This is a genomic window from Nocardioides sp. YIM 152315, from assembly GCF_029210375.1.
Taxonomy (GTDB): Bacteria; Actinomycetota; Actinomycetes; order Propionibacteriales; family Nocardioidaceae; genus Nocardioides.
In genome coordinates this window covers 83826-93068 of the sequence record NZ_JARGER010000039.1, presented here as the reverse complement: position 1 = coordinate 93068, position 9243 = coordinate 83826, and the positions used below count along the sequence as shown (strand labels likewise).

General features: G+C 74.3%; 9 protein-coding genes. All 9 read left to right on the top strand.

Annotation, left to right across the window (positions count from 1 at the left end; genetic code table 11):
* Positions 1-157: 157 nt before the first annotated feature.
* Positions 158-1687 carry an aldehyde dehydrogenase family protein gene (locus PZ894_RS16815; protein WP_275746549.1) on the top strand — a complete coding sequence of 510 codons (1530 nt, stop codon included), beginning with the start codon at positions 158-160 and terminating at the stop codon, positions 1685-1687.
* 211 nt (positions 1688-1898) lie between these two features.
* On the top strand, positions 1899-4070 hold the full coding sequence (locus PZ894_RS16810) for a DEAD/DEAH box helicase (protein WP_275746547.1): 2172 nt from the start codon (positions 1899-1901) through the stop codon (positions 4068-4070).
* Positions 4071-4217: 147 nt separating this feature from the next.
* Entirely contained in the window at positions 4218-4730 is a 513-nt protein-coding gene (locus PZ894_RS16805; protein ID WP_275746545.1) for a sigma-70 family RNA polymerase sigma factor, read from the top strand.
* A complete protein-coding gene (locus PZ894_RS16800) occupies positions 4727-5461 on the top strand; it encodes a zf-HC2 domain-containing protein (RefSeq protein ID WP_275746543.1) in 735 nt (244 codons plus the stop codon). The genes PZ894_RS16805 and PZ894_RS16800 overlap by 4 nt, the downstream gene beginning before the upstream one ends.
* A gap of 42 nt (positions 5462-5503) precedes the next feature.
* Positions 5504-6526 carry a dehydrogenase gene (locus PZ894_RS16795; RefSeq protein ID WP_275746542.1) on the top strand — a complete coding sequence of 341 codons (1023 nt, stop codon included), beginning with the start codon at positions 5504-5506 and terminating at the stop codon, positions 6524-6526.
* Positions 6527-6910: a 6-carboxytetrahydropterin synthase gene (locus tag PZ894_RS16790; protein WP_275746541.1), complete on the top strand. Its 384-nt coding sequence runs from the start codon at positions 6527-6529 to the stop codon at positions 6908-6910. It abuts the gene before it with no gap.
* Positions 6907-7806, top strand: coding sequence for a glycosyltransferase family 4 protein (locus PZ894_RS16785; protein ID WP_275746539.1), 900 nt, complete (start codon positions 6907-6909; stop codon positions 7804-7806). The genes PZ894_RS16790 and PZ894_RS16785 overlap by 4 nt, the downstream gene beginning before the upstream one ends.
* Positions 7803-8543, top strand: coding sequence for a lysylphosphatidylglycerol synthase domain-containing protein (locus PZ894_RS16780; protein ID WP_275746537.1), 741 nt, complete (start codon positions 7803-7805; stop codon positions 8541-8543). The genes PZ894_RS16785 and PZ894_RS16780 overlap by 4 nt, the downstream gene beginning before the upstream one ends.
* Entirely contained in the window at positions 8536-9243 is a 708-nt protein-coding gene (locus PZ894_RS16775; RefSeq protein ID WP_275746536.1) for a dihydrofolate reductase family protein, read from the top strand. The genes PZ894_RS16780 and PZ894_RS16775 overlap by 8 nt, the downstream gene beginning before the upstream one ends.

Sequence of the window (9243 nt, the reverse complement as noted above, 5' to 3'; positions counted from 1 at the left end):
GCTCGAAACCACCACCAGTCCACCACGGGGTGGTTTCGAGACAGGCGCCAGGGCGCCTTCCTCAACCACCGTGAGGCCGCTGGGGCGCCTTCCTCAACGACCGGCACCAGTGGCCTCGTCGGGGACGGCCTGATGCCGGATGCGGTAGGAACGCTCCATGAGCACCATCCCCTCCCAGCCCGAGCTGTCCGCCCTCGCGCTCGACACGGCCCGCCGCTGCGGCGTCGACGTCGACTCTCTGAGCGGGGACGACGTGACGACCTCGCCGATCAACGGGCGGCAGGTCGCGTCGCTGAGCTGGCGCGACGCGGCGTGCGTCGACGAGGCGGTCGGCCGGGCCGGTGAGGCGTTCCGGGCCTGGCGGAAGGTGCCGGCGCCGCAGCGCGGCGCCCTGGTGAAGCGCTGGGCGGAGCTGCTCACCGAGCACAAGGACGACCTCGCGACGCTGGTCAGCATCGAGGCCGGGAAGATCACGTCGGAGGCGCGCGGCGAGGTCCAGGAGATGATCGACATCTGCGACTTCGCCGTCGGGCTGTCACGGCAGCTCTACGGCCGGACGATGCCGTCGGAGCGGCCGGGCCACCGGCTGATGGAGACCTGGCACCCGCTGGGCGTCGTGGGCGTCGTGTCGGCGTTCAACTTCCCGGCCGCGGTCTGGTCGTGGAACACCGCGATCGCCCTCGTCTGCGGCGACCCGGTCGTGTGGAAGCCGTCCGAGCTCACCCCGCTCACCTCGCTCGCGTGCCAGGCGACCCTGACGCGCGCGATCGCCGATCAGGGCGCGCCCGAGGCGGTGGCGCAGGTCGTCCTCGGCGGCCCCGACGTCGGACAGGCGCTCGTGGACCACCACGGCATCGCGCTGCTGAGCGCCACCGGATCGACCCGGATGGGCCGTGCGGTCGGGCCGCGGGTCGCCGAGCGGTTCGGGCGGTCGCTGCTCGAGCTCGGCGGCAACAACGCGGCCGTCGTCACCGGCAGCGCCGACCTCGACCTCGCCGTCCGGGGCATCGTCTTCGCCGCCGCCGGCACCGCCGGTCAGCGCTGCACGACGATGCGCCGGGTGATCGCACACACCAGCGTCGTCGACGAGCTCACCGACCGGCTCGCCGCGGCGTACGAGCGGCTCCCGATCGGCAACCCGATGGCCGAGGGCACGCTCGTCGGGCCGCTCGTCGGCAAGGCGGCGTACGACGCGATGGCGACCGCCGTCACCGAGGCGACCGGCGACGGCGGCAAGCTCGTGGCCGGCGGCGGCCGAGTCTTCGAGGACGAGGCGCCCGACGCCTACTATGCGCGCCCGGCGATCGTGCGGCTGGACCGGCAGACCGAGGTGGTCGCCCGCGAGACCTTCGCACCCCTGCTCTACGTGTTGCCCTACGACGACTTCGCCACGGCGATCGAGCTCAACAACGCGGTGCCGCAGGGCCTGTCGTCCAGCGTCTTCACGCAGGACGTCGGCGAGGCCGAGCTGTTCGTGTCGGCGGAGGGCTCCGACTGCGGGATCGTCAACGTCAACATCGGCACCTCCGGTGCCGAGATCGGCGGCGCGTTCGGCGGCGAGAAGGAGACCGGCGGCGGCCGGGAGTCGGGGTCGGACGCGTGGCGGGCCTACATGCGCCGCGCGACGAACACCGTCAACTTCTCCGGCGAGCTCCCGCTGGCCCAGGGAGTGGACTTCACGGTCTGACTCACGTGCAGCGGGCTTCGCGCGCTACAGTGGACGAGACGTCGGCCCGATCGGGCCGCGTTCTCATCGGCGGCGTGCCGGAGCACGCCGACCGGATCGCGTCAGGGAGTGGCCTCGTCGGCCGGTCCGAAGACGCGCGTTCGTCCCGGTCCGGGTCCGTGGGGGTGCACCTCCCCGTGGGTTGCCGCGACCGTCATTCGGAGGAGGGTCCTTGGCTCGACAGGGCCAGCAGCAGACGGCGAGCCGCCGTACGTCGAACCGGTCGTCCCAGAACCGGTCGTCCCAGCGCAACGGCCAGCGCAACGGGCGGCGCCGACCGCTCGACAACGACGGCATCATCCCGATCCTCGCGCGCGCCGTGCGCGAGGTCGAGAACGCCGTGGAGCGCCGCTCGAACGTCCCCGGCATCCGCAGCAAGTTCCAGGTCGTCGCGCTGCTGGCGCGCGAGGAGCGGGCGCGGGTCAAGGCCGATGCGGCGATGACCGACGCCCAGCGCAACGAGCAGCTCAAGAGGCTCGACGGCATCGCCACCATCCTCGCCAAGACCGCCGCGCGGGAGCCGTCCCTCTTCGCGCTGCTCGCCGAGGACGCGACGGTCTCCGACTCCGCGAAGGCGCTGCGCAGGGAGATGATCGCCGCCGCCGGCATGGAGGCCGAGCCCGAGCCCGAGCCGGAGGACGAGGCCGACCTCGACCCGAGCGCCGAGCGCCGCGTCATGCCGCAGTCGGTGCTCTCGCGCCAGCTCGCGAACCCGTTCCTGGTGCCCGACTTCTCCGCCGCCGAGCAGCGCAAGCCGCTGACCCACCGGCTGGCGACCTGGGAGCTGCTCGGCCCGCTCTTCCGCTCCTTCGAGACCGCGGCCGCGGGCGCGACCTCATGCATGGACCTGCCGGAGCCGGAGTCGCTCCAGGCGCCCGGCGGACACGAGTTGATGCGCCACCAGGCTCAGCTCGTCGAGGCGGCCCGCCAGGGTCACCGCACGTTCCTGCTCGCCGACGAGCCGGGCCTCGGCAAGACCGCGCAGTCGCTGCTGGCGGCGCAGGCGGCCGACGCATTCCCGCTGCTCGTCGTCGTGCCGAACGTCGTGAAGATGAACTGGGCGCGCGAGGCCGGCATCTGGACGCCGCAGCGCACCGTGACCGTCATCCACGGCGACGGCGAGGAGATCGACGGCTTCGCCGACATCGTGGTGGTCAACTACGAGGTGCTCGACCGACACGTCGGCTGGATGGCCAGCCACGGCTTCCGCGGGATGGTCGTCGACGAGGCCCACTTCATCAAGAACAAGACCTCCCAGCGCTCCCAGAACGTGCTCCACCTCTCCGAGCGCATCCGCGAGCGGAGCGCCCGGCCGCTGCTGATGGCGCTCACCGGTACGCCGCTCATCAACGACATCGAGGACTTCCGCGCGATCTGGCAGTTCCTCGGCTGGGTCGACGACAAGGCGCCGCTCGACACGCTGATGGCCGCACTCGAGGAGACCGGCCTGACCCCGGCCGACCACGCGTTCTACCCCGCCGCCCGCCGCTGCGTCGTCGACATGGGCATCGTGCGCCGCCGCAAGGTCGACGTGGCCGCCGACATCCCGGCCCGCCGGGTCGCCGACCTTCCGGTCGAGCTCGACGACGAGGTCGGCCGCTCGATCCGCGACGCGGAGCGCGAGCTGGCCCGCCGGCTGGTCGAGCGCTATGAGATGGCGATCGCCACCCGCAGGTCTGGCAGCGTGGTCGAGGGCATCGACCACGGCCTGGTGCGCCAGGTCGCGACCTGGGAGCGCGAGGACAGCGACACCAAGACCGGCGAGAACGGCTTCACGATGATGCGCCACATCGGCAAGGCCAAGGCCGGGCTGGCCGCCGACTACGCCGCGCAGCTGGCGCGCAACGTCGGCAAGGTCGTCTTCTTCGCCAAGCACATCGACGTGATGGACACCGCCGAGGAGACCTTCGCCCGCCGGGGCATCCGCTACTCCTCGATCCGCGGCGACCAGACGACGAAGGCGCGCGAGAAGAACATCAGCGACTTCGTCGACGACCCCGAGGTCGAGGTCATCGTCTGCTCGCTCACCGCGGCCGGCGTCGGCATCAACCTCCAGGTCGCCTCCAACCTCGTGCTCGCCGAGCTCTCCTGGACCGACGCCGAGCAGACCCAGGCCATCGACCGCGTGCACCGGATCGGTCAGGTCCTGCCGGTCACCGCGTGGCGGATCATCGCCGCGCAGACCATCGACACGCGGATCGCCGAGCTCATCGACAGCAAGGCCGGGCTCGCCGCTCGGGCGCTCGACGGTGCCGGCGAGACGGCCGCGGCGTCGGTCGACGTCCAGCTCGAGGCACTGGTCGCGCTGCTCACCGACGCGCTCGAGGAGAAGTACGCCGCCTGAGCCGTGCGTCACACTCGTGCGGGGTCCCCGCGGAATGGTGGGCTGGAGGAGCGCAGCGGGGGAAGCATGCGATTCCGTGGGGTGCTTCATGCGGGGTGCTTCTGAACCGGACCGGTCGACGGACCGTGTGAGGTGCGGGAGGTGGTGATGGCCGAGAGCCCGGTGGCCCTCATGCAGCAGCTGCACGACGAGCATGCTGCCGCGCTGTGGGGCTACTGCCTGCGTCTGACCGGCAACGACCGGGCGCGGGCGGAGGACGTGGTGCAGGAGACCCTGCTGCGCGCCTGGCGCAGCCTGCCGAGTCTCGACGAGGCGCAGGGATCGGTCCGGGCCTGGCTGTTCAAGGTGGCGCGAAACATCGTGATCGACGACTGGCGGACCAAGCGCTCGCAGAGCGAGGTGACGGTCGCCGACGTGCCCGACGGCGGGGGAGAGCCGGACCACACCGACCAGGTGCTGCTCTCGTGGGTGGTCGCCGAGGCGCTGACCCGACTGTCGGCCGAGCACCGCGCGGTGCTGCTCGAGTGCTACTACCGCGGGCTCCCGGTCGCGGAGGCGGCCGAGCGCCTCGGCGTACCCGCCGGCACCGTGAAGTCCCGCACGCACTATGCGCTGCGCGCGCTCAGGCTGGCGCTCGAGGAGATGGGGGTGGTGGCGTGAGCCCCCCGATGGATCTCGGCTGCGAGTTCGCCCACGACGACGCCGCCTACGTCCTCGGCGCCCTGCCGCCGTCCGAGCGGCTGGCCTTCGAGCGTCATCTGGCGACCTGCCCGGACTGCGCCCGGTCGGTCGGCCAGATCGCCGGGCTGCCCGGCCTGCTCTCCCGCGTGCCGCTGGACGTGGTCGAGTCGGCGCCGGCCCCCGAACCGCTGCCCGACACCCTGCTGCCCGCACTCCTCGACGAGGTACGACGCGGCGAGCGCCGGCGACGCCGGCTGATCGGTCTGGCGGCGGCCGCGGCGGTCGCCGCCGTCGCGGCCGTCTCCCTCGCGCTCCTCGGCGCGCTCGGTGACCGCGACGACGGAGCGCCGCGCGCCGAGCCGTCGTCGGCCGTCAGCACCGCACCCGCCGAGGAGATGACCCCCATCGGCGACGGCGGTGACGTCGCCTCCGTGGCGCTGACCCCGGTCGCGTGGGGCACCCGCCTCGACCTGGAGTGCCGATGGGCCGGCGGCGAGGGCGAGCGGCCCGACTACCAGCCCGAGGGCGGCGGTAGCTACGCGCTGGTCGTCCGCTCCGTCGACGGCGACGTCCAGCAGGTCGCGACGTGGCGTGCGGTGCCCGGCCGGACCATGCGGGTCACCGGGGCGACCTCGCTCGACCGCGACGACATCGCCGCGGTCGAGGTGCAGACCGAGGACGGTCGACCGGCGTTCGAGCTCGCCGGTTGAGCGACCGCTGAACCACGCGCGGGGTGGCTGCGTGTCAGGGGTGTGACCAGCCACGCGCAGGCGCCCCCGCGGGTCCCGGCCGGGACCCGCACCGCGCTGGCCTACTGGCTGCGCGGTCCCGGACTCGGCCAGCTACGGGAGGAGCCGCTCCCCGAGCCCGGTCCCGGGGAGGTGCTGGTGCGCGCGCTGCACTCGGGCATCAGCCGCGGCACCGAGCTGCTCGTGCACCGCGGCGCCGTCCCGCCCGCCCAGGCCGACACGATGCGGGCGCCCTTCCAGTCGGGCTCGTTCCCAGGTCCGGTCAAGTACGGGTACCTGTCCGTCGGCGTCGTCGCCGAGGGCGAGGCCGCGCTGCTGGGCCGCACGGTGTTCTGCCTGCACCCGCACCAGACGGCGTACGTCGTCCCCGCGGCCGCGGTCACCGTCGTCCCGCCCGACGTCCCGGCCCGCCGGGCGGTGCTCGCCGGCACCGTCGAGACCGCGCTGAACGCGCTGTGGGACCTCGGCCCGCTGATCGGCGACCGGATCGCGGTGGTGGGCGCCGGCATGGTCGGGTGCAGCGTGGCGCGGCTGCTCGCGCGACTCCCCGAGGTCGACGTGGTGCTCGTCGACGTGGACGAGAGCCGGGCCGACGTCGCGGAGCGGCTCGGCGTCGGCTTCGCGGCACCGGAGCAGGCGAGCGGCGACCGCGACGCCGTCGTGCACGCCAGCGCCACGTCGGCCGGGCTGCAGCGGTCGCTCGACCTGCTGGCGTCCGAGGGCACCGTGCTCGACCTGAGCTGGTACGGCGACCGGCCCGTCGAGGTGGCGCTGGGTGGTGCCTTCCACTCGGCCCGGCTGGGCATCCGGGCCAGTCAGGTCGGCGCGGTGGCGGGCGTGCGGCGGGGCAGGCACACCCACGCGGAGCGGCTGGCGCTCGCCCTGCGGCTGCTCGCGGACCCCGCGTTCGACGCGCTGCTGAGCGGCGAGTCGCCGTTCGCCGACCTGCCGGCGGTGATGCGGGCGATGGCCGCGGGTCGCCTGCCCGGCCTCTGCCACACGATCCGGTACGACGGGAGTGCCTGAGTGTTCACCGTGACCGTCCGCGACCACATGATGATCGCCCACAGCCTGCCCGGGGAGGTCTTCGGTCCCGCGCAGCGGCTGCACGGCGCGACGTACGTCGTCGACGTGGCGTTCTCGGGCCCGGAGCTGACCCGCGACGACATCCTGGTCGACATCGGCCGGGCCGCCGAGGTGCTGCACGAGGTGCTCGGGTCGCTGACCTACCGCAACCTCGACGACGAGCCCGACTTCGCCGGCACCACGACCACGACCGAGGTGCTGGCACGCACGGTCGCGGACCGCATCGCCGCGCGCGTCGGCGAGCTCGGCGCCGGCGTCCGTCGCCTGGTAGTCACCCTGCACGAGTCGCACGTCGCGTCGGCGAGCTACGAGAGGCTGTTGTGATCACCCACGTCGTGCGACCGCCGGAGATCGACGACCCGGCACGGCCCAGCGGCGGCAACGTGTACGACCGCCGGGTGATCGCCGGGCTCGGCGCCACCGAGCACACCTGCACCGCCACGGTCCCCGACGGGGCGACGACCGTCGTCGATGGGCTGCTCTCGGGCCCCGACCTGCTGACCGAGGCGCGACGCCTGCGGCTGGTGGTCCTCGTGCACACGCCGCGGTGGGAGGCCTGGGAGGGGCCGGTGCTGCGGGCCGCCGCCGCGGTGATCACGACCAGCCGATGGACCCGCGACCGGCTGGTGGCGCGCTACGACCTCGCCCGGGCGTTCGTCGCGGAGCCGGGCGTCGACCCGGCACCGCTCGCTCCCGGGTCGGCGGACGGCAGCGCCCTGCTGAGCGTGGGCGCGGTGACACCCGCCAAGGGGTACGACGTGCTCGTCGCCGCCCTGGACAGGCTCGACGACCTCGCGTGGACCTGCCGCGGGGTCGGCTCGACCTCGGTCGAGCCCGGGTTCGCGACCGGCCTGGGCGGCGCGGTCCGGCTCACCGGCCCGATGACCGCGGCCGAGCTCGACGCGGCGTACGCCGAGGCCGACCTCCTCGTGCTCGCCTCGCGCGCGGAGACCTACGGCATGGTGGTCACCGAGGCGCTCGCCCGCGGGCTGCCGGTGGTCGCGAGCGACGTCGGCGGGGTGCGGGAGGCGCTCGGCCACGGCGGGGTGCTGGTCCCGCCCGGCGACGCCGGGGCGCTCGCGGAGGCGCTGCGGCGGTGGTTGACCGACGCGCGTCACCGGGCGGCCCTGCGGGCGGCGGCGCGCTCGCGGCGGGGGACGCTCGCCGGCTGGGAGCGCACGGTCGCTCTCGTGGGCGACGCGCTGGAGGCGGTGCGATGAGGTGGCTCCGCGTCCTCGGCGGCGCCGCGATCCTCGCGGCCGTCGCCTGGCGGGTCGGCCCGGAGCCGCTCGCCGACGCGGCCAGGTCCGCCGGGCCCGGAGCGGTGTCGGCCGCCCTGGCGATCACCGCGGTCACCACGGTCTGCTGCGCGTGCCGCTGGCGGGCGCTCGGCGCCGACGTGCCGGTCGGCGCCGCGGTCGCCGCCTACTACCGGTCGCAGCTCCTCAACGCCACCGTGCCCGGCGGCGTGGCGGGCGACCTGCACCGCGCCGTACGTCACGGCACGCTGCCGGTCGTCGCCGAACGCGGCTCGGGCCAGCTGGTGCAGGCCTCGGCGGCCGGTGCGCTGCTGCTGGCGGGACCGGCGCCCTGGGCGTCGGCCCTGCTGGCCCTCGCCGTCCTCGCGGCGGTGTCGCGGTGGCCCGTGGTCGTCGCGACGTCGCTGGTCGCGTCCGCCGGCCACGTCGTGGTCTTCCTCGTGGCGGCTCGTGCCGTCGGGACGGACGCGTCGCTGGCGACCCTGCTCCCGCTCGCGCTCGTGGTCATGGTCGGCGCCGCGATCCCGCTCAACGTCGCGGGATGGGGCCCGCGGGAGGGCGTCGCCGCCGGGGCGTTCGCGGCCGCCGGCCTCGGGGCCGCGCAGGGGGCGGCCGTGTCGGTGCTCTACGGCGTCCTCGCCCTGGTCGCGACCCTGCCGGGGCTCGTGCCGCTGGTGCGGGGGGTGGCCCGTGCCTGACCGTCCCTACACGCTGCTCAGCTGCGGCGTCTCGATCGACGGCTACCTCGACAGCGCCGGCGACGAGCGGCTGATGCTCTCGAACGACGCCGACCTCGACCGGGTCGACGAGGTGCGCGCCGGGTGCGACGCGATCCTCGTCGGCGCCACCACCGTGCGCAACGACAACCCGCGACTGCTGGTGCGCGGCGCCCAGCGCCGCGAGGAGCGGGTCGCGCGCGGCCTGAAGCCGTCGCCGCTCAAGGTCACCGTCACCTGTCACGCCGACCTCGACCCGACCGCGCGCTTCTTCACGACCGGGGAGTCGGAGAAGCTCGTCTACTGCCCGTCGTCGTGCGGGCCGCGTGCGCGCTCCCGGCTCGGAGCGGTCGCCACCGTCGTCGCGGGCGGCGACCCGGTGTCGATGCGGTCGCTCAGCGAGGACCTCGCGTCCCGCGGCGTACGCCGCCTGATGGTCGAGGGCGGCGGCACCGTCCACACCCAGTTCCTCGCCGCCGACCTCGCCGACGAGCTGCAGCTCGTCGTCGCGCCGTTCTTCGTGGGCGACTCGCGGGCCCGCCGGTTCGTCGACGACGGTCCCTTCCCGTGCCGCCCCGGGCGCCCGGCCACGCTCGTCGACGCGCGACCCATCGGCGAGGTCGTGCTGCTGCGCTACGCACTCTCCGACCGCTTCGAGGAGCCGCCGCAGCCCCTACGCTGA